The sequence below is a fragment of the Paenibacillus sp. OAS669 genome, from assembly GCF_014873645.1.
In the GTDB taxonomy this organism is placed as follows: Bacteria; Bacillota; Bacilli; order Paenibacillales; family NBRC-103111; genus Paenibacillus_S; species Paenibacillus_S vulneris.
This window is the reverse complement of record NZ_JADBDR010000001.1, coordinates 845,973-867,845: the sequence shown is the minus strand read 5'-3', so window position 1 is coordinate 867,845 and position 21,873 is coordinate 845,973. Positions and strand designations below refer to the sequence as shown.

Sequence of the window (21,873 nt, the reverse complement as noted above, 5' to 3'; positions counted from 1 at the left end):
CCCTAAGAATGGGAATGTGCGCCTAAGCTTTTTTTCTCTTGTTGTCCTATGCTATCATGGAGTAGTGATGTTAAGGAAAATGGGGTGTAACGATGTCGAAATTAATTTTGATTGACGGCAACAGTATTGCTAATCGCGCATTTTATGCATTACCTTTACTCAGCAATTCGAGCGGTCTGCATACGAATGCCGTATTCGGATTCACGACGATGCTGTTGAAGCTGCTGGAGGAGCAAAAACCGACTCACTTTCTCGTTGCCTTTGATGCGGGGAAGGTCACGTTTCGACATAAGGATTACGCTGACTATAAAGGCGGAAGAGCCAAGACGCCTCCTGAGCTGTCTGAGCAGTTTCCGCTGCTTCGCGATTTGATTCGCGCCTTCGGCATGGCCCAATTCGAGCTGGATGGCTATGAAGCGGACGATATTATCGGCACGCTCACCCGAATAGCCGACGAGAAGGGTGATATCGAAGTTCTGGTCGTGACAGGGGACAAGGATATGCTGCAGCTGGCCTCAGACCGGGTTACCATCGCTTTGACGCGAAAGGGCATCAGTGAGGTTGAGCTGTACGATACAAGCGAGATTAAAGAAAAATACGGCTTAACGCCGAAGCAAATTATAGATTTGAAGGGCTTGATGGGGGATGCCTCCGATAATATCCCGGGAATTCCAGGCGTAGGGGAGAAGACTGCGCTCAAGCTGCTTCACGAATATGAGACGGTGGAGGGCGTTCTGGCCCATACGGATCAATTGAAAGGCAAGATGAAGGAAAAGGTCGAGCAGCATGCGGACGACGCCCGAATGAGCAAGGAGCTGGCGACGATCTTCCGCGAGGTGCCGCTCACGACCAAATGGGAGGAGCTTGCCTTTTCAGGTTACGACGGACAAGCTCTTGGCGACATGTTCCGTAAATTGGAATTTAAGTCGCTTCTCGAGAAAATGGATTTCTCGACCGCGGATTCCGATAATGGAGCTCAAGCTTCCCAGGTCGACATTGACGTTGTTACTGTCCAGGACCGGCAAGGCTTGGCGGCCTTGGTGGCGGCGCTCCCCCAGGTTACCTGTCTGCACGTCGAGGCTGCCGGGGATAATCCGCATATCGCGGAGATGATAGGCATTGCCCTGTACACGGAGCACAAATGCTACTATGTGCCAGCCGAGCTGCTTGAATGGAAGGACGAGGAAGCGCTATCGTTCAAAGCCTGGCTCGAATCTCCAGAGAAATCGATAGCTATCTATGATCAGCATCGGGCGGCTCTTGTTTTGGCATGGCGCGGCATTCATTTGCGCGGTACTTCCTTCGATATCCTTCTGGCCGCCTATTTGCTGGACCCGACGGAATCGGCGCTGACCTTGAGCGGGCTGTCGGCCAAATACGGCTTGCCTATATTGAAATCGGATGAAGAGGTATTCGGCAAAGGCGCCAAGTTCCATATTCCGGAGCTGGAGCTGCTGAGCGATCATTTGTCCCGCAAGGCGATGACGATTCATAGCTTGGTAGAGCCGATGAAGCGCGATTTGGAGCAAAGCGAAATGAACGAGCTGTTCTATGAGCTGGAGCAGCCGTTGGCCAGCGTCCTTGCGGACATGGAGGAAAAGGGCATCAAGGTCGATATCGAGGCTTTGAAGCAGTATGGCCAGGAGCTTGGGACACAGCTGGAAGCTATTATGAAATCGATCTATGACGCGGCCGGAACGGAGTTCAACATCAACTCGCCGAAGCAGCTTGGCGAGATTTTATTCGAAAAGCTGCAGCTGCCTACGATTAAAAAGACGAAAACCGGCTATTCGACCGATGCCGAGGTGCTCGAGAAGCTCGAGCCGTATCATCCTGCGATCGGTCATATTCTTCACTACCGGACCTTGGCCAAGCTCCAGTCCACCTATGTGGAAGGGCTGCTCAAAGAGGTTCGTCCGGATACGGGGAAGGTGCATACCTACTACCGGCAGACCATTGCGGCAACCGGCCGCCTGAGCAGCCAGTATCCGAATCTGCAGAACATCCCGATCCGGCTGGAGGAAGGACGCAAAATCCGCAAGGTCTTCGTCCCTTCCAAGCCGGGATGGTCCATCCTGACGGCTGACTATTCGCAGATTGAGCTGCGGGTGCTGGCCCATATTTCGCAGGATGAGAAGCTGATTGAAGCTTTTATCAAGGACATGGACATTCATACGAAGACGGCGATGGACGTATTCGGAGTGTCTGAGGATGCGGTGGATTCCAACATGCGCCGTCAGGCGAAAGCCGTTAATTTCGGCATTGTGTACGGCATCAGCGATTACGGCTTGTCACAGAACCTGAACATCACCCGAAAAGACGCCTCGCAGTTTATTGAGCAGTATTTTGCCGTCTTCCAGGGCGTTCGCCAATATATGGACGACATCGTGAAGAAAGCCCGCCAGGACGGCTACGTGACGACGCTGCTGAATCGCCGCCGCTACTTGCCGGAGATTACGGCGTCTAACTTCAATCTCCGTTCCTTCGCGGAACGGACAGCGATGAATACGCCGATTCAGGGTACCGCCGCAGATATCATTAAGCTGGCTATGGTTCAAATGGATGAACGCTTGAAGCGGGACGGGCTCCAAAGCCAGATGCTTCTTCAGGTGCATGACGAACTGGTGTTCGAAGTGCCGGAGGATGAAATCGAGACGATGAAAACAACGGTAGCCGAAGTGATGGAGAATGCGCTGAAGCTAGTCGTTCCTCTAAAAGTGGAAGTTGATACAGGCTTGAACTGGTATGAAGCTAAGTAATATAATATAGGTTCTTTCCGAGATCCAAGCATCCGGGGAATGTGCGAAGGACGAGCTGTGATAGAGGCCGATGCACGTTCCTCATCCCTTTTTTAGCCGCTAGGGACATTCATATTTGCTATAGCTTGTCGGCAGACGTTGAAATAAATATACAGCTTCGAGGTGAACAGCATGCCGGAATTGCCGGAGGTAGAAACGGTTAAACGAACATTAAATCAGCTGATCGTCGGTAAAACCATAGAGCAGGTTGACGTCCGTTTGCGCCGCATTATTCAGCGCCCGGAGGAGCCTGACGAATTTGCCCTGCTGCTTCAGGGACAGACGTTTCATGGAGTGGACCGCAGAGGAAAGTTCCTCCTTCTTCGCACGGATGATTTTACTCTTGTCTCCCATCTGCGGATGGAAGGCCGTTACGGAGTCTACGACAAGAACGATCCCATGGAGCTTCATACGCATGTGGTGTTTCATTTTACCGACGGCAGCGAATTGAGATATAAGGACGTACGCCAGTTCGGCACGATGCATTTGTTCCCCAAAGGAACGGAGCTTAACGAGCAGCCGCTCAAAAAGCTCGGACTTGAGCCGCTGGACGAGACGTTTACATTGGATGCCTTCATAAGAAAGCTGGAAGGACGGACGACCAAAATCAAGCCCTTGCTCTTGAATCAGGAATATATCGTCGGGATAGGGAATATTTATGTGGATGAGTCCTTGTTTGCTGCAGGAATTCACCCTGAACGGGAAGCGGGATCGCTCTCGCGCAAGGAATTGGCTGCCTTGTATGAAGCCATCATCCAAACCTTGAACGATGCCGTAGCGGCCGGAGGGTCCTCTATCAAGTCCTACGTGAACGGTCAGGGGGAAATCGGCATGTTTCAGCATCAGCTGCAAATGTACGGCCGTAAAGGCGAGCCTTGCCAGCATTGCGGACATGAGATTGAAAAGACCGTTGTCGCAGGCCGCGGAACTCATTTTTGCCCGAAATGCCAGCCTTTGAAGCGAAAGAGCGCCCGAAAAGCCGGTGCTTAAAGAAGCCTTCTGACGGGTTTCGCATGATGCACCCCCCGCCCATATCCGCCATATAGTAAAGGAGTACAAAGGTCGGGAGGGAACTACCATGCTGCCTTTTATCTCCTTGTTGATATTGGCTTTAGCCGTCAGTCTGGACGGATTTGGCGTTGGTGTCATGTACGGCTTGCGTAAAATACGTATGCCGCTCTTATCGGTTGCTATCATTTCTTGCTGCTCGGGTTTTATCATTTATCTTGCCATGCAAATCGGGGTGTTCATCAGCCAATTTGTCGATCCGGTGTTTGCCAGGGCGATTGGGGGCGTAATCCTGATCGGGATTGGCATCTGGGCGGTCTATCAAGTCATGATGGAGAAAAAGGATGCGGACAACAGGGATTCCCGCGATTCATCCGGAGTGCCTGTTCGTACTGCGGGAGGGAACAGCGTCCCGACGACACGGGAAGTGCTGAATATTGAGTTGAAGCGTTTTGGACTGGTTATTCAAATTTTGCGTACGCCGTCCATTGCGGACATGGACCGTTCGGGTAATATTTCACCTTACGAAGCTTTGCTTCTGGGGATTGCGCTGTCACTGGACGCCTTCGGAGCGGGGATCGGGGCCGCTTTGATCGGCTTTGCACCGCTTCTTACCTCCGCCGTGATCGCGTTGGCCAGCGGGACTTTCCTGGCGACCGGCTTACGAATAGGTTATAAGTATTCGGATATGTCCTGGCTCCGCCGGTTATCGGTTTTTCCCGGATGCATATTGATTATTATGGGTATTATGAAATTGATATAATGTACTATTTATAGCGGGGCATAACTAACCTAGAACGTCGAAGGAGAATTCCCTATGAATATCGGTTTAACCGGAGGCATCGCCTGCGGCAAAAGCACCGTATCCCAGATGCTGGTGCAGCGCGGCGCGATGCTGGTTGATGCCGACCGTATTGCCAGAGAGGTAGTGGAGCCTGGCAGTCCCGTTCTGACGCAAATTGTGGAACGGTTCGGATCGGAAGTTTTGAATCCAGATGGTACGCTGTTTCGTAAAAAGCTGGGAGCATTGGTCTTTGGCAATCCGCAGGCATTAAAAGACCTGGAAAATATCATGCATCCTTCGATCCGTGCGCTAATTCGCGAAAGAATGCAGGAGTATGAGCAATCGCATCCGGACAAGCTGGTGGTCGTCGACATTCCCCTGTTATATGAATCGGGATTGCAGTCGATGTTCGAAGCCGTCATGGTAGTGTACATACCGCGTAGTCTTCAGCTTCAGCGTCTCATGGACCGGGACAAGCTCACGGAAGACCAAGCGGAGGCACGCCTCAAAGCCCAAATGGATATTGAACAGAAGAAAGCCAAGGCTGACATTGTCATAGATAATCAAGGGACGCTTGCGGATACGGAGAAACAGGTGGAGGCGTTCTTAAGGGGAAGGAGGCTGCTATGAGCATCGGCTTTTGGCGGAAAAAGCGAGTATTTGCTCTTCTTTTAATTACCTTCGTAGTTCTCATGTTCCTTAGCAGTGATATTGTGGGTAAATGGTTATATCCGATCCGCTATCAAGAGGAAATACGGCAGCATGCCGCGAGCTACGAGGTGGACCCGCTATTGGTTGCAGCCATTATTCGAGTTGAATCCAATTATAAGTTGAACATTTCATCCAAAAAAGGCGCTTACGGTTTAATGCAGCTTATGCCGGACACCTCAGAGTGGATCGTGGATGCCGGACGGTTCTCCCCATCCTATAAGAATGATTTGGATAATCCATCCGTCAGCATTGAGCTGGGGACATGGTACCTGGGGTATTTACATAAGGAGTTTAATGGGAACACCATCGCTGCCATTGCCGGTTATAACGCCGGTCAGGGGAAAGTAAACCGGTGGCTTCAGAATAAAGAATGGGATGGCACCTTACAAAATTCGGATTCCATTCCTTATGGTGAAACGAGGCATTACATTCAGCGCGTTTTGTATTATTATAATAAATATCATAAGCTTTATGCGAAGGAATGGGGAATCGCTCCTCAAAAATAAAGAAGCATTGGACAGGCCCCCTAAGGAGCAACTGTCCAATACTTCTACCCGGCTTCTACTTAGCGGTTGCCGCCAGCAAGTGTTTGCTCAGCGATTTGCACCAGGCGACGAGTAATATGACCCCCGATGGCACCAGTGTCACGAGTAGCCATGTTACCGTAGTAACCGTCTTGAGGGATAGCGATACCCAACTCTTGAGCAACTTCATATTTCAGTTGATCCAAAGCTGCGTTAGCTTGAGGTACCACCAAAGCGTTACTGCTGCGAGATTGTCCTGCACCCATGTCTGTTCACCTCCTTGTAAGTTGGTAAACCTATTATGTGCTTTTCCCTGAAGATCATTACAGGGATTCGCTGGCAATATCTGCACGCCTGATTTCGTAACCAAGAGGAGTGATAAAGAAATGAAATGCCCATACTGTGACTATAACGGAACCAAGGTGTTGGATTCGCGCTCGGCCAATGAGAACAAATCGATTCGTCGAAGAAGAGAATGCGAGAAATGTACCAAGCGGTTCACCACCTTCGAAATGGTGGAGGAGACTCCTCTTATTGTTATTAAGAAGGATGGCAGCCGCGAGGAGTTCAGCCGGGAAAAAATGCTCCGGGGCTTGATTCGCGCTTGTGAGAAGCGTCCGGTGTCTGTAGATCAGCTCGATATGATCGTATCCGAAGTCGAAAAGCAGATCCGCAATACAGCAAGCGCTGAGGTCGACAGCCGCGAAATCGGGGAGATCGTAATGGAACAGCTGTATCCGGTGGACGAGGTCGCTTATATCCGGTTTGCTTCCGTCTATCGTCAATTCAAAGACATCAACATGTTCATGCGGGAGCTGACAGACATCTTGTCCAAGCATCAAGTAGGAGAAGATAAAAAGTAATAAGCAGGTGCGGGGAATCCATCGATGATATCCTTTGAGCACCTGTTTTATTTGCTTGATGGGTCCGCGAAAAAAATATTGAATTATCGCTTGACGATAGGCCAAGCACCGTGTATAATACCTAATTGTCGGGTGAAAAATTTACCGAAATCATACGGGGCCTTAGCTCAGCTGGGAGAGCGCATCGCTGGCAGCGATGAGGTCAGGGGTTCGATCCCCCTAGGCTCCATAAGAAAATCCTCGGAACCATAGGGTTCCGGGGATTTTTTTTGAGCCAGCGGGGCCGAACCCCGAGGGTTCAGTCCGCGCGCAGGGAGCGGAAGCGGACGAGCACGGCGTTGAATTCTACCGCCAGGCTTGTCGTCGGAGGGAGGCTCCGTCAGCAAGTTAAATGAGGAATTCAACATCCCCCCCCCCTAGGCTCCATAAGAAAATCCTCGGAACCATAAGGTTCCGGGGATTTTTTTGAGCCAGCGGGGCGAACCCCGAGGGTTCAGTCCGCGCGCAGGGAGCGGAAGCGGACGAGCACGGCGTTGAATTCTACCGCCAGGCTTGTCGTCGGAGGGAGGCTCCGTCAGCAAGTTAAATGAGGAATTCAACATCCCCCTAGGCTCCATAAAAAAAGCGTCACTACGAATAGCGTAGTGGCGTTTTTTTATGTTCACAGGGGGAGCGAACCCCTGAAAGGGGTTCAGTCCGCGCGCAGGGAGAGGAGCGGACGAGCACGGCGTTTGAATCTACCGCTAGGGTTGTCATCGGTGAAAAGGCAATCGAAAGCAAGTCAAATGAAGGATTCAAACATCCCCCCTAGGCTCCATAAAAAAAGCGTCACTACGGATAGCGTAGTGGCGTTTTTTTATGAACATCGATAGCAAAAGCAAATATAACATCGCCGCCATCTCCTGTTTTTTGGTGGGAGATGAGAGCCAAAGTCGATTTGGTCATCCGTGACGGTTACTTCCAGCCCATACAGCTTTAATGTTTAAAGATGAATGTAGCGCCAGTTGTTCCTGGCTCATTCCTTTCTGTAGTCGCAAGAGTCGTATTCGCTCACCGATATGTCGTCTTTGATTCATAATTCACACCCCCATAAAATGATAAGTTTTTTCTTGTTTTTGCCCTAATATGATAAATCTACTAAAAAAGTATCTAGAGATACGATATCGTGAACGATCATCCAGAATTTATGGCTGCATATATGAATTCCCGCCTTTGGGCAATAAAAAAGACGCTTACAACGAAGGCAACTTTAAAGATTGCACGAGAAATAGTCTTCATCTCATGAATTTTTGAAGTTGTTCTGTGTCTACGTCAAAATGTTTGTTATTATTGGCAGCTAGTGCATAGTCATTATACTTTACGGCTGTGGGACCCTTTGCTAAAATCGCGAGTTCCATATCAAAAGTGGGAAAACCGTTAATGAGAATAATATACATATACTTACCAATAGTTTTGTTTTTCACATTAAGCCTATTCCTTTTAGACTGACGAAGGTGTTTCCTCCAATTATGAGGTGAACTAGCACTTCTATGCCTACAATTTCTCCTGCTCTCACCAGCCTTTTGGTTAATTCTACGTCTTCTGGAGAGGGATTAGGGTCACCACTCGGATGGTTATGAGCATGAGAGAGGAGCTACAACGTTTAATTGCTGCGTGGAATACTTACCTTGGATGAGCGATTGCAGCGCTGAGAGAGCCAATCGAAATGATTTCTTTATAGATCACTCTGTTCTTTGTATTCAAAAATAAGAAAATGAAATGTTCTTTGGTTGCATACCTGAGTTCAGGTTCAAGTAAGTCAAATGCGTCTTTAGGACTGCGTATTATTGTTTGCTCATAAGTTGGAATGGTCAAGTTCTTTACAAGCTTTAACAGGGCTGTTAACTGACGAGCTTTACCCATGCCGATTCCTTTTAAGCTTGTGAGTTGCTGCTCGGTGACGTCCACTAGCTCTGCTGTAGTCGGGAACTGGTCAAGTAGCTGCTGGATGGGATAGCTGTCGGCACCTTCACGTAAGCATTCTGAAATCAGCTTTTTCAATTCTTCATTGCGATTGTTCATAAAATCTACTTCCTGATTATATTGACGGGTACAAAAAGGCTGGACACGCATGAATGTGTCCAGCCTTTTCGTTGCCTCTCGTGAGGACTACCTATTTGTATAAGTATCAGGGGTATAATATAGAAATGAATATAGAAATATTTCTATATTCAGAAGTATCTTGAGTGTACTTACAAGCTTCATTGTTGGAAAAGACGGTGAAATTAACTCTATGATATCAGGATATCCAATTATATGGAACCAAAAAAGGAAAATGAAGGAATGTGTCGAATTTATGGTTCTCAAGATATATTAATTTTTTTGCGAATAGGGAAACGTGACTATTAAATGCATTAATCCTGCGATTTAAGAGTTTGAGGATGGTTGAAATGACGTGTTACCTGCATTTTGTTTCCAAATAATGTAACTTAAAAAACGAAAACAAGTAGTATCAAAGATTTTTAAATCTCGTTATCGTTTCGCTGAATGCAGGATACTAGAAAATAGCGCTAATTACAGTGAATTGGGGTTGAAACTATGAAAGTTAGCAGGATAAAGGTGAATAATTATAGACTACTGAAGAAGTTTGAACTTGATTTCGAGAAAGAATTGTCAGTTATTATTGGTAAAAATAATTGTGGCAAAACCTCTCTGCTTTCAATCTTGGATAAATTTATTGGAAAAAGAGCAACTACAAATGCATTTTCCTATGATGATTTTAATATAGATTTTCAAAAAGAAATTAAAAAATTGGTTGAAATAGAAAATAATGATGTGGCTGAAGATCTAAATATCGGAATATCACTAACTGTTTTTATCGAATACGATGAGTCAGATAACTTGGCCAATATCAGCAAGTTAATGATGGATCTTGATCCTGACAATAATACTGTTGTTATTAGGTTTGAGTATGTCTTACTAAAAGAGGGTTTATTAAAAATAAGATCTGATTATATACAATATAAGGATGGGCAAGAGAGAGCAAATAAGCCCAAAAAGACTATTAATGAGTTTCTAAAAGACAACCACAAGAAATACTTTAAAATATTCAAGAAAGCGCTAAGTTATGATCGTAACACTTCTGCTGAACATGATAAGGAATTTATTGATCTAGGGAAGGACAATATACTTCTCGAAAAAATAATTAATTTTAAGTTGATTAGTGCCAAAAGAAATGTTACTAATAACGACTCTGATAAAACATTATCGGTTTTATCTTCCAAATATTATGAGAAGAAAGAAGACAAAGGTAATAAATCAGAAAAAATTCAAGATTTTAAAGAAGCATTAAGTAATACAGATTCTCACCTGAATGAAATTTATGATGGTTTATTTGCTGATGTAATTGATAAAGTTAATAAATTTGGTGGGATAAATAAAGGTGATTCAGTAATAAAGATTGCATCTACTCTTCAACATAGGGAGCTTTTGAAAGGTAATACAACTGTAATGTACGATCATAACGCTGAACATTCTCTACCTGAAAATTATAATGGCTTAGGTTATTTAAATTTAATATCTATGATTTTTGAGATTGAAATATTACTAAGTGAGTTCAGGATGGAGTCAAAAGAAAATGAAGCACCGGCTGATATTAATTTACTCTTTATTGAAGAGCCAGAAGCTCATACTCACCCTCAAATGCAGTATGTTTTTATAAAGAACATTAAAGATATTTTAAGGCAAGCGAGTACTGGAGCGGATGGTACGTCATTCAATTTACAAACGGTCATCACAACTCATTCATGTCAAATAACATCAGAAAGTAATTTTAACGATATAAAGTACTTTTATAAATCAAGTAATACTCAGGTAAATTCCAAAAATTTAAGAGATCTTCAAAAAGAATATGAACAGGACGGAGAGATACAATCTTTTAAATTTTTAAAACAGTATCTGACGCTGAACCGAGCTGAATTATTTTTTGTAGATAAAGCAATATTTATTGAAGGTGACACAGAAAGGATTTTATTGCCAGCGATAATGAAGAAAATAGACCAAGAATATAAGGATAATCCTCTGCTTTCTCAGAATATATCTATTGTGGAGGTAGGAGCTTACTCGCAAGTATTCGAAAAGTTTATTAACTTCATTGGAATGAAATCTTTAATAATAACTGATATTGACTCAGCAAAAAGAACTTATGAAGTTGATAATGATGGTAACAAAAAAGAAAAGATAGAAAAATGTAGAGTTTCAGATAAAGAAGCAAACACTACAACAAATTCTTCCTTAAAATACTTTTTCGCTGCTACTTATGATTATTATAATAAACCTGAAAATTCAGAAGCGGCTGTAACTATAGAACTAGAGAAGCCTGTTTCAAGCAAAACAAACGATCTTGATTTTTATTTGAAGTTAGACTTGACTAATAAGCTTCTCCGTAAAGATGTTGAGCTAAAACAGTGGGTGCCAGATAAAAATGGGAATATGTTGGTAATCTATCAGGTGATTGAAACAGACTCGAAGGGAAATCAATATTGTGCCAGAAGCTTTGAGGATTCCTTCTTTCATTTAAACAGACAGTTTATTATCGATAATAAAGAAAATTTTAGAAGTTTGAAAAATATAAAGTATTTTGAAAAAGGTAAGGATCCTTATTTTTTGGCTGAGAATTGTGTAGAAAAAAAACCTAATTTTGCAATGGAGATTCTGCTCAATAGCAAAGAAAAAGATGGTTTAGAGTTTTCAAATTGGGAGATTCCATTATACATAAAGGAAGGTTTACTATGGTTGAAGAACAATTAGAAATCGAAGTCAGAGAAATATTTGAATGTGTTAAGGATAAAAAAAATTTCCTTTTAAGTGGTGGAGCCGGTTCTGGAAAAACATATTCATTAGTACAAGTTATTCGGAAAGCAATTAAGGATAATCCACTAGCTAAAATTTCTTGTGTTACTTATACAAATGTAGCAGTGAAAGAAATTGAGGAAAGAGTGAGCCACCCTAATTTATGGGTATCCACTATTCATGATTTTTTGTGGGATAGTATTAAAAATTATCAACGCGACTTGAAGAAAGCATTAATAAGTCTTATAAATAATGAAGAGTCAAATATAGTAAGTCCTGACGGTGTAGTTGACATAACTTACTTTGATGATTTAATAGATGGCATTCAGTATAAAGAGTACAATCGCATTAAAGAAGGAATTATTTCTCATGATGAAATACTTGTTTTAGCAAATGTAATGTTTAAGAATCATTCATTGCTGTGCGACATTTTAAAAGATAAATATCAGTTTATTTTTATAGATGAATATCAAGATACAAGTCCTTTGGTTGTGGAAATATTTTTGGATCATTTGGGGAAAAGTAGGAAGGAAAATATAATAGGTTTTTTTGGAGATTCAATGCAGTCTATTTACGATGATGGTATCGGAGATCTTAAGAAATATATCGAATCCGGTTTGTTAACTGAAATTCGTAAGAAACAAAACAGAAGAAATCCAAGGTTAGTGATAGAATTAGCCAATAAATTAAGACTGGATGGCTTGGTACAGGAGCCATCCAGTGACCCGAAAGCCCCTAATATGGTAAATGGAGTAATTAAGCAGGGTGATATAAAATTTCTATATTCTGAAAATGCAAACTTGGAGGAAATAAAACAGACTGTTTATTTTAAGGGGTGGGATTTTAACAATCCGAAGCAAACAAAAGAATTATATTTAACACACAATCTAATAGCATCAAAAGCAGGATTTCCTAATTTGATGGAGATTTACGATAGGGATCCTATAATAGGATTAAAAAATGAAATCAGAGCCAAAATTAAGAAAAATGATCTTTTAATAGATGAAAGTAGTTCGTTTGATCAAATAGTGGATTTGGTTGCACTAAAAAATAGACAAAGACAGTTAAAAAAAGATATTATAACTCAGGATTTAGAACTAAATAAACTTTATAATCGATTAAAAGATAAGCCTTATTCTGAGGTTAAAAATATTTATTTGGACAAAGAAGCACTAATTGACGACAGAAAACAAGATGAAGAAGATGAAAACAAAAAAGGCTCCAAAAGAGACCCTTTAATCAAACACCTTTTTAAAATTCAATCAATTGTTCATCTTTATAATGAGAAACGTTACAATGAATTTATTCGTAAAACAGAGTATTCTATAACATCAATAGGTAAGAAAAAAGAAATTAGCGAAATCATTTCAGAGATTCATAATTTTTCGGATAAATCAATTGAGGAAGTTATTGACTATTCCGATTCTAAATTAATTTGTAGAAAAGATGATAAATATAATAGATTTATTCAAGACAATGACTATGTATTCAGTAGAGTTAAGCAAGTGAAATATAGAGAATTTCAAAATCTATTTTATTACCTAGAGGGATACACCCCATTTTCTACACAGCACAAGATTAAGGGGGCTGAGTTTGAGAATGTGTTTGTAATATTAGATAACGGAAAGTGGAATAATTTCAATTTCGAGTACTTATTTAGTGATAGATCAGACAAAGAATCAGTATACTTTAGAACAAAAAAAATATTTTATGTGTGTTGTACAAGGGCTAAGGATAATCTAATTTTATTTTTTCATAATCCTGATGAAACAATTATTAGTCAGGCTAAAAATTGGTTTGGAGAAGTAAATGTGCATAAAATTTAATTTAGTTTCCTCTGAGAACAATAATTGGTGGTTCTCTGCCCCTTCTCTGCATGAGGTCACATTGTTGGTCACACTTTTTCTTTTCTGAGCACCGCGGCGCACTCGAACGTACTCAAGAAAGCCTTGTCCCACAAGGCTTTCCCCCGCTTAAACCCCCATTTCCTCCCGGTGTTATAAGGCTTTTTAAAAACTTCTAAATCGATCGGGCTGTTATAATGCTCATACTTCTGGTCACAATGCAGATAGCGTTCACTCGTTATACAGAGGAGCCTTCTGTCTAAAAATTTTGAGTTTTTTGTCTATCGATGGTTCTTTTAAGGAGAAACTTGATGAGATTTTTTTACAATCAAGTTCGTTTGCTATGAAAACATATTGTGAGAGAAAAATATTGGAAATTGATGTATAATTAAAATATGACAAATGATGATATTATTATTCTTTTAAAACAAGCGCTATCTATGCAATCGACAAAAACTGTAAAGCTCAGGGAACTGGAAAAGCTTGTTGATGGCTCTATGGAATATGACAGTTTCTTCAATGCAGTTAGGCATCTGGAGCAAGAGGGATTTCTCCAGCCAGTTAAATCTCAAGGATTTAATAATTTCGGTCTTGCCTATGCCTATCGCATTAAAAAACTAAGCTTGAGCAAGCAACTCCATGAGCAAATCCGATCGAAACAGCTTAGCCTGCATTCATTAATTGATTTATCTTGCTACTTTGCTCAGGCTGAGGAAAATTGGAAGCAAGATCAAGAATATATTAATAAACTTCATATTTATTTAACGGAGAAAGGTGTCCCCAATAAAGAGGCATTCTCTCCTGAGCGTTCCTATGAATTAGTTGGAGATGAGAAGTGGATTGACGAAGGTGGAGGACGTGTATTTCTGAATCGAATAGGTGTATATTCCTTCTTACGAATTGTTCCAGCAGTAGAACCATTAATGTTTGCAGTCAATCCAAATGAAATGAATTCCAGAGAAAATCTCCATCTAATTGTTGAAAATAAATCGGTATATGCAGCACTTTCGACTTGTCTTGCTGAATCTCCTTATACAACTTTGATTTTTGGTTCAGGCAAAGGATTTTTGTCCAGTATTATGAATTTGGAGCACCAGTTGAATTTACCGGATCATGTGCATCGGCTTTATTATTTTGGCGATCTTGATCGCGAAGGAATCATGATTTGGGATACACTTCATCAGAGACGCGCAGCCCCTCCAGCACTAGCTTTTTATCGAGCGCTTCTGATGAAAGATTTTACTTATGGAAAGCAGTATCAAAAGCAAAATAAGTGTGCGGAAGATAGATTTGTTAGTAACTTTCATTTGAATGAGCAGGACAAAATACGACAAATGCTGGCCGAAGGTGGTTATTATCCACAGGAGGCACTGAAGACAGATGAACTCTGCGACATATGGAGGCGCTCATGGAAAGATTGATGGACGATGCCGTTAAAGGATACGGTGAAAGGATCAAACGGTTGGCAATTATGGATCCGTTGTTCCGACTGAAGTATAGGAAGAAAAACGGGGAAGATGAAAATATCGACTGGTTTTCTATAGGACTGTTATCGCTGTTGTTCTTTTTTGAATGTATGTTACAACGCCAAACGAAAAAAGGCGTTCCTGAACTTGCAGATTTTTTATTTGAAGTATGTGGAAATCGGTTGCGGCTTAGCCGTACCCGATTTTTTCAAATTGCGGAGACAATTGTTCAAACTTACCGCGACCCTACAGGAAAAAGACAGGAAGAGGTTTTTTTTGACTGGGAAACTCAATCAACAGAAGCGTACAGTTTTTCTATATTGAAGACGGCCGGATTCGATAAAACGGAAAATCGGCAATATTACATGTTAGATGAGGCAGGAATCGAACTCATCTTCGCAACCAAAGAGTATTATAGTGAATTTCGTATCTCCATCAATCAGCTTTTAATTCGCAAACAGCTTGAAAAAGGGGAGTTTTCAAACGCCTTGACGGAAATTCATGAAATGCGAATAGCGGTTGAAACGATTCGTGAGCAAATGCGTCGGCTTGGTTTGGACGTGGTTCGGAATATCGTATCGGACGATACATATATGAAATATATGCAAATTGTTAAAGTTACGCACGACCGGTTAGAACGTGAAGACGAGGAGTTTAGAGAACTGTATAACTTTGTTTTAGATACAACAAAGAAGCAAAGCGTTGATTTGCAGACTTCTAAGGATTTAAAGGCGTATGAACAATTATTACAAATTTCCAAGGAGCTTGGAGAAGCACATCATTTGCATCAACAACTTCTTAAAGAATCAATTCGGTTAAAAAACAAAGCGATTGACGCTGCCAAACAAGCACTATATTCCATTGGATTACAAACATTTCACTTTGATCAGGAAATCGTATCTAGACTTGTATCATCACCACTACCACCTATTGCTTCAAACGGATTAGCTAGTGCTTTCACATCTTTAAATCGCCATAGAAGTTGGTCACTGCTGACACTTTTTGATAAGCAACGGAATCTCTCCTCGAATACTGATCAACCGAACAGTGCATACCCTGAAGTAGATGATGAGTATATGGAAGAGAATCGGCAGAAGCAACAGAAAAATTTTTCTTTAATCATGCGACATATTCTTGAGGTTATGAAAGATCGACGTGAGATTGAGCTCAGAGAGCTTGTTGATATGCTTCCGCTACAAATAGTAAATCATCGATCTTTTTATGATTTTTGTTTGATTCTCCATCAACGATCTCCGGCTAAATGGGAACCGGACCGGGAGGGCGATTTATTGGATGGAGCGTTGTCGCAATTACAGGGAGATACATTTGTTTTAACTGAATGTAAGGATATTATTGAACCAACCTCGCGCTTCAAGATTCAGAATATGCAGTTAGAACGAAGGGAGAAGGAGAATGAGATATAGTGAACAGGTTGTCATGCAGGCATTTGAAGTATTCACATATTTGATGGGCGATGGTGAGCGATCAGGAAAAGATATAGAAGCCTATTGGCTCAATGATGATGTCCGTAGCCTGACTGACCAATTCGCTTGGCGAGTAGATAGCGTGATTGTACAAGCCGGGGATGTATTATATCTCATTCCGAAGACAGGACTATCGCCCTTTCATATTAAAATTGAGGAAGTCCGACGTGAACTAGGTGCTTATGCTACAAATGCAGATGTTTATATGATGTACCTGTGCATTCTTGTGTTCATTGGCGAATTTTATTGTAGCTATCAGTCGTCAAACATTCAGAGAGATTTCTTAACTATTGGAGAATGGTTAACTAAAGTTGGAGAACGGTTAGAGTCGTTGCGTGAGCATGGGGAAGAAGTACTTTTACAACATGAGAAGGACTTTAATTGTAACTGGATTGCGATTATTGATAAGTGGGATGCCATGAATGATGTTCGTGAATCGGTTATAAGACAATCGGGGCGCACAGTTAGCCGTGTTAGCTTTCTGTATAAAACTTGCGAATTTATGAAGAAACAACAAATAGCTTTGGAAATTGGTGCGGATGAGTACACTCTGACGGAGAAGGCCCAAATTATTGTTCAGCGTTATTTCATGGAGACAGAGTACAATCGGGGAATTTTACAGTTCATGTATCAGTATGACGGGCGAAGGGAGAACGACAATGCCGGCGATTTCGAAAATTAGATTTGCGAATGTTGTGTATGAAGGCGGAGGTAAAAGATACAATGACGAAATTTTTTATTTTGATGGACACAACGGAGCGATTTTATTGGAGAACGGCGGCGGTAAAACTGTATTTATTCAGACTGCTCTTCAAGCTGTTATCCCACATACAGACCTTGCAGATCGAAAATTGCTTCAAACATTGTCTCTCGGGGGAACTCCTGCGCATATTGCAATTGAGTGGATATTGCAAGATAAACCAAGACAGTACGCAGTTACTGTAGTTACTTTGTTTCTCCGAAATGAAAAGCTAGATTCTCATAAGTATATTTATACTTATCCAGCAAACGATGAGGGTGCTATAGAACATATTCCATTTTCAGTTCCGGATGCAAATAATATGCCACGCCCAGCTTCAGCTGCAGACATGAATGATTATTACGTTAGTATGAGCAAGAAGCATTTGACAGCACGCACATTCCCGACCATTGGCGATTATCGAAACTATTTGGAGCAGCATTTAAAGATCGTAGCAAGTGAGTGGGATTCCCTCGCTACGATAAATAGTGGGGAAGGTGATGTAGAGGCCTTTTTTGAGAACTGTAAAACGACCACTGATTTAGTAAATCGGTTGCTTATACCTACCGTTCAGAAAGCAATCGGAGGAAGCGGAGTTGGCGGATTTGCTGACTTATTCGAAGGTAATAGGGACAACTTTCGTAAAAATAAACAACTCAAAGATCAAATAGAAGAGAACAAATTGATTGAGCTCGAGCTTTCTGGAATGATGGCGGGGTTCGAACGGCTGGAGCTGATAGAGCGAGAACAAAACAATCATAAGCAGCATGCAAAAGCAATTCACCATTTTGCACTCGACCAGAAGAATGAACTCGATAAGAAGTATAAATTGTTACAGAATAAATTGGAGCATCTTGGAGAGGATGAGAAGAGGCTTAAACAAGAGGATGATTCACTTTCTATTGCTGAATTAAGGAGAAAAGAGCAGCATGCTAATCAACGATATGCAGAGGTTAAATTGGCACATGAGGTTGTGGGCGGTGAGTTAACTCAGACAAAGCAGGAATTAAATAAACTAAAGTATTTGCGGGACAAACAGGAATATGATCGCAAAGTAGCTCAATTGAAAGCTGAGGAAACAAGGCTTGTAACGATGGACGAACAGACAGATGAAAATGAACTACAAGAAATTCTTCAAAACGTGCTGGCTCAACTTAAGGATGTCTACGACGACAAAGAGCGTTATTTGCTAAATGAGCATGAAACGATCAAACGGCAAATAGAGAAAACAAAGCAAGAACAAACTAAGTTGAATAGCGACATTGAGAATAAGCAAGTCGAAATAAGCGAAGTAGATAAAGAGTTAGTGCGGTTGACTACACTTTCAAATGCGTTGCTAGAACAGAAGGAGCAAATTGCTGGTGAAATTTTGGATGATTACAATCATCAAAATGTTGAGACCGAATCTGCAAATTGGGAGAAAGAGCTGAGCCAGGCCCGAGAGGATTTGGCTGAACAGTCAATTTTGGAACAACAGAAGGCCCAAGAGAAAAATGAGCTCAGCGAGCTTCTTGAGGTACTCCGAGAAGATATTCAGAAAACAAATCTTTTGAAGCAATCCTCCGTGGACTATCTTGAAAGAGCTGCACAGGAGCAAAGTCAGCTTCTTTTAAAATTGCAAGGGCTGTTTTCCATCCGAAATGTCTCGGATGTATACCTTGAGCAAGTAAAAATTGAAACAGCGCTTGAAATCGAAAATGATAAGAAAAAGAAAGCAGTAGAAACAGCTCGATTAAGAGAGCGAATTTCTAGCCGCTTGCAGGATTCTTACGGTGAACTGGATGCTTTTGCGGCTGATCCTTGGATTCGCAGATGGATCAAACAAAGCGATCGACCAATCGAAAGTGGTGCTGATTTTGCCGAAAGGCTACTGAAAGAAAAGCGAGTGAATAAGCAAGAGTTATTTTCACGTTTTCCTTTTTGGCAAATGTGTATCGTGGTCCAGTCTGAAGATAAAAATGCGATAGAGCGAAAAATAGAAGAGGCTGCTGATGAACTAACGTTTCCTCTGATTGTGCTTAGTGTTCAGGATGCAAGGGAGCTTGTTGATCAATCTTTCCCTCTTGATACGATAATACCTGCTCATTGGTCGGATGTAGTAGAAACTGAAGGATTCGAGCTTTGGAAACGACAAATTGCCGAGCAAGCCAGTGGAGCGAGGGAGGCGGTAAGTAATTGCGAAGACGAGTTAAATAATATTCGTAAACTTAGGGATCTTTTTTCGCAATTTTTGCAACGTTACCCTCATGATGAATATAGGAAACATGGAGATCAAAAAAGGAAATGCGAAAACGAACTTCGCCGTTTCCAAGAAGATTTCAAGCGGTTAAGTGACAGTTTAAACTTAACGGAAAAGATGATAGGGGCGATTGTAGAAAATAAGCAGTCGCTGTCTGAGATAATTCATGGGTTGGAATATAAGACTCGAAAAGCTTCTGAGTGGCGAGAGAAAGATAATGAACTGAGGTCGCTTAAGCCTCAGATTAATTCATGCGGAGAGGAGTTACAGTTGCTTCAAACCAAATTAAGCAAAATGAAGGCTGAAAGGGTTTCGAGTAGTCGTTTATTGGAAGACCTGAAGGATAACCGACAAGCTACATATGACTTAATTAGTGAGTTAAAGGGAGAGGAGTTATACGAGGAACTGAAACAAGTACAGGGAACGATGCCTGCGCTAGAAACAGAATTAGAACTGAAGCAAAAACGGCTGTTGTATAGGGGAAGACTGTTTCAGGTACAGAAAGATAAAAATGCAGTAATACAGCAAATTCGCCAATATGAAGAAGACTTAGAACGGCTTACAATTATATTAAATGAGTATAATCTAGTTAGTAATGAAACTAATTTTCCGGCAGATGGACAGCTTCGTATTCAACTATTGATGACGCAGGTGTCTGAGCTAGAAAAGCAACTTAAAGCAAAAAGCCTTTCTTTGCATGAGGCTGACTTACATAAGAATACAGCGGAGACGACATTAAACTTAGCAATTGCATCTTACGATTCTCATGGATGTCCTATTCATGTATTTGAGGCCCCATTAGAAATCGTACGTGAACAATTAAGTGAAAAAAGGAAACGTCTCGCATCTGAACGCTTATCTTTGGAACAACATGAGCAGAACACAAAAACTGAAATAGTTGAATTTGATAAAATGTTGAATCTAATAGATAGGCATAATATCAAATTCGATTTTTTATCGGAACGGACACAGCAGGCATTTCTTTCATTAGAAGAGACGGTGTCATTTAATAGGGACAGGATGAAGTATTTATCGATCTCTATGCAGAATGTGGAGCAGGTTTACAAAAGAGTTGAAATTGAGAAGGATAGTGTTAACCGTTCGCGCCGTAAATTCGAGCAATTTGTAGAACTGAAGGTAAGAAACGAGAAAATGCGTCAAGCCGCGCTCAACGGTATCCATCAACGAAGCTCCTTTAGGGAAATGAGAGACTGGGAGCAAGGGATGAAGGAGCGAATAGCACGTGCAACGTCAATTGCTGAGCAGGGGATTCAAGAGTTTGATAAAGACCTGAAACATTTCATCCGGCAAGTTCATACTTATATGAAAACTATATGTGACGAACTTGGTAACATTGAAAAGATGACAAGAGTCAAAGTTGATGAGTCGTATAAATCTATTATTGTTATCACTACGCCTACTTGGGAAGAAGAAGTCGCCAAAGAACGGCTGTTTCGTCATGTTGAGTGGATGAGTGAACGACTTTCCGTAAATGAATACAAGACTGACGAAGGCATAGAGGATATAGCAAAAGTAAGGAGGGACATTGAACGATGGTTACATCCGAAGCACCTATTGACCAAAATAAGTGAACATCCCATTAAAGTACAAGTTCGTAAAGTATCGAATAATAACCGAGTCAGTCATGCACTGGAAGAATGGACTACCTCAAATCTATGGTCCGGTGGCGAAAAGTGGAGCAAAAACATGGCTTTATTTTTGGGTGTTCAAAGTTATTTGTCGGAAAAAAGGCAGCATGTCACAAAAACAAAGACAAATAACAGATCAGCCATTTTAGATAATCCTTTCGGTAAAGCTTCAAGCGATCATGTATTAGAGCCCGTTTTTTTCATTGCAAATCAGCTTGGCTTTCAGGTGATTGCATTAACTGCGCATACCGAAGGCAAGTTTTTGAGGGATTACTTTCCGATTATCTATAGTTGTCGGCTTCGAGAGGCGAAGAACGGTGAAACCTCTATACTTAAGCATGACCAAGAAATCCGTCATGCTTATTTTGAAGATAAGGACCCCATTATTTTGGAGAGATTGGGTAAAGTGGAGAAAATCCAGCAAATAAGTTTATTTTGATTTAACAATTAATAAATAGTGATGTTGATAACATTAGAAAGCACTTCCATCTGTTATGAAAAGTTGGTCACATTTCTGGTCACACTTTTTCTTTTACGAGCGCCGCGGCGCATTCGAGCGTAGAAGCATAAAATTCAAGAAAGCCTTGTCCCACAAGGCTTTCTCCCGCATATTCCTTAACGCACAAAAAACCCATCTCTCCACTGCAGCGATGAGGTCAGGGGTTCGATCCCCCTAGGCTCCATAAGAAAATCCTCGGAACCATAGGGTTCCGGGGATTTTCTTGAGCCAGCGGGGCCGAATCCCGAGGGTTCAGTCCGCGCGCAGGGAGCGTAGCGGACGAGCACGGCGTTTGAATCTACCGCTAGGGTTGTCATCGGTGAAAAGGCATCGAAAGCAAGTCAAATGAAGGATTCAAACATCCCTCCAGGCGTCACTACGGATAGCGTAGTGGCGTTTTTTTTATTTTCGCTGGGGGAGCGAACCCCTGAAAGG

General features: G+C 41.9%; 14 protein-coding genes, 1 tRNA gene and 1 pseudogene. 13 read left to right on the top strand and 3 right to left on the bottom strand.

What is annotated here, in order from left to right; genetic code table 11:
* Positions 1-92 precede the first annotated feature (92 nt).
* The 5 genes from polA (at position 93) to GGC63_RS03410 (ending at position 5,807) form a co-directional block, all read left to right on the top strand.
* On the top strand, positions 93-2,759 hold the full coding sequence (gene polA, locus GGC63_RS03430; protein ID WP_192701098.1) for a DNA polymerase I: 2,667 nt from the start codon (positions 93-95) through the stop codon (positions 2,757-2,759).
* 171 nt (positions 2,760-2,930) lie between these two features.
* Positions 2,931-3,788 (top strand): DNA-formamidopyrimidine glycosylase, encoded by an 858-nt coding sequence (mutM, locus tag GGC63_RS03425; protein ID WP_192701097.1) that lies wholly within the window; start codon positions 2,931-2,933, stop codon positions 3,786-3,788.
* 88 nt (positions 3,789-3,876) lie between these two features.
* Complete coding sequence (gene ytaF / locus GGC63_RS03420) at positions 3,877-4,569, top strand: sporulation membrane protein YtaF (protein WP_192701096.1); 693 nt, start codon at positions 3,877-3,879, stop codon at positions 4,567-4,569.
* A gap of 54 nt (positions 4,570-4,623) precedes the next feature.
* Positions 4,624-5,220 (top strand): dephospho-CoA kinase, encoded by a 597-nt coding sequence (coaE, locus tag GGC63_RS03415; protein ID WP_192701095.1) that lies wholly within the window; start codon positions 4,624-4,626, stop codon positions 5,218-5,220.
* 2 nt (positions 5,221-5,222) lie between these two features.
* Positions 5,223-5,807 carry a lytic transglycosylase domain-containing protein gene (locus GGC63_RS03410; protein WP_144027753.1) on the top strand — a complete coding sequence of 195 codons (585 nt, stop codon included), beginning with the start codon at positions 5,223-5,225 and terminating at the stop codon, positions 5,805-5,807.
* Between the two features lie 59 nt (positions 5,808-5,866).
* Here GGC63_RS03410 and GGC63_RS03405 read toward each other — a convergent pair whose 3' ends face one another.
* Positions 5,867-6,091 carry an alpha/beta-type small acid-soluble spore protein gene (locus tag GGC63_RS03405; protein ID WP_079908453.1) on the bottom strand — a complete coding sequence of 75 codons (225 nt, stop codon included), beginning with the start codon at positions 6,089-6,091 and terminating at the stop codon, positions 5,867-5,869.
* Between the two features lie 120 nt (positions 6,092-6,211).
* Here GGC63_RS03405 and nrdR point away from each other — a divergent pair, with 120 nt between their 5' ends.
* Positions 6,212-6,688, top strand: a complete 477-nt coding sequence (gene nrdR, locus GGC63_RS03400) for a transcriptional regulator NrdR (protein ID WP_079908454.1) — start codon at positions 6,212-6,214, stop codon at positions 6,686-6,688.
* A 156-nt stretch (positions 6,689-6,844) separates the two neighbouring features.
* Positions 6,845-6,917, top strand: a tRNA-Ala gene (locus GGC63_RS03395).
* A gap of 1,230 nt (positions 6,918-8,147) precedes the next feature.
* Here GGC63_RS03395 and GGC63_RS35055 read toward each other — a convergent pair.
* Both GGC63_RS35055 and GGC63_RS03390 read right to left on the bottom strand, forming a co-directional pair.
* Positions 8,148-8,249: pseudogene (locus tag GGC63_RS35055) on the bottom strand (JAB domain-containing protein); the annotation flags it as partial.
* A gap of 101 nt (positions 8,250-8,350) precedes the next feature.
* Positions 8,351-8,749, bottom strand: a complete 399-nt coding sequence (locus GGC63_RS03390; RefSeq protein WP_318780974.1) for a JAB domain-containing protein — start codon at positions 8,747-8,749, stop codon at positions 8,351-8,353.
* Between the two features lie 516 nt (positions 8,750-9,265).
* On the opposite strand from GGC63_RS03390, the gene GGC63_RS03385 reads away from it, so the two are divergent.
* The 6 genes from GGC63_RS03385 to GGC63_RS03360 all read left to right on the top strand — a co-directional run bounded on the left by GGC63_RS03385 (position 9,266) and on the right by GGC63_RS03360 (position 21,378).
* Positions 9,266-11,476, top strand: coding sequence for an AAA family ATPase (locus GGC63_RS03385; protein WP_192701094.1), 2,211 nt, complete (start codon positions 9,266-9,268; stop codon positions 11,474-11,476).
* The gene (locus GGC63_RS03380) at positions 11,458-13,344 is read left to right on the top strand and encodes a UvrD-helicase domain-containing protein (RefSeq protein ID WP_192701093.1); all 1,887 of its coding nucleotides are present in this window, start codon (positions 11,458-11,460) and stop codon (positions 13,342-13,344) included. Before GGC63_RS03385 ends, GGC63_RS03380 begins: the two co-directional genes overlap by 19 nt.
* 413 nt (positions 13,345-13,757) lie before the next feature.
* Complete coding sequence (locus tag GGC63_RS03375) at positions 13,758-14,783, top strand: Wadjet anti-phage system protein JetD domain-containing protein (protein ID WP_192701092.1); 1,026 nt, start codon at positions 13,758-13,760, stop codon at positions 14,781-14,783.
* The gene (locus GGC63_RS03370; protein ID WP_192701091.1) at positions 14,771-16,252 is read left to right on the top strand and encodes a hypothetical protein; all 1,482 of its coding nucleotides are present in this window, start codon (positions 14,771-14,773) and stop codon (positions 16,250-16,252) included. The genes GGC63_RS03375 and GGC63_RS03370 overlap by 13 nt, the downstream gene beginning before the upstream one ends.
* Positions 16,242-16,994: a DUF6063 family protein gene (locus GGC63_RS03365; RefSeq protein WP_192701090.1), complete on the top strand. Its 753-nt coding sequence runs from the start codon at positions 16,242-16,244 to the stop codon at positions 16,992-16,994. Before GGC63_RS03370 ends, GGC63_RS03365 begins: the two co-directional genes overlap by 11 nt.
* Positions 16,972-21,378, top strand: coding sequence for a hypothetical protein (locus GGC63_RS03360; RefSeq protein ID WP_192701089.1), 4,407 nt, complete (start codon positions 16,972-16,974; stop codon positions 21,376-21,378). Before GGC63_RS03365 ends, GGC63_RS03360 begins: the two co-directional genes overlap by 23 nt.
* The last annotated feature ends 495 nt before the right edge of the window (positions 21,379-21,873 follow it).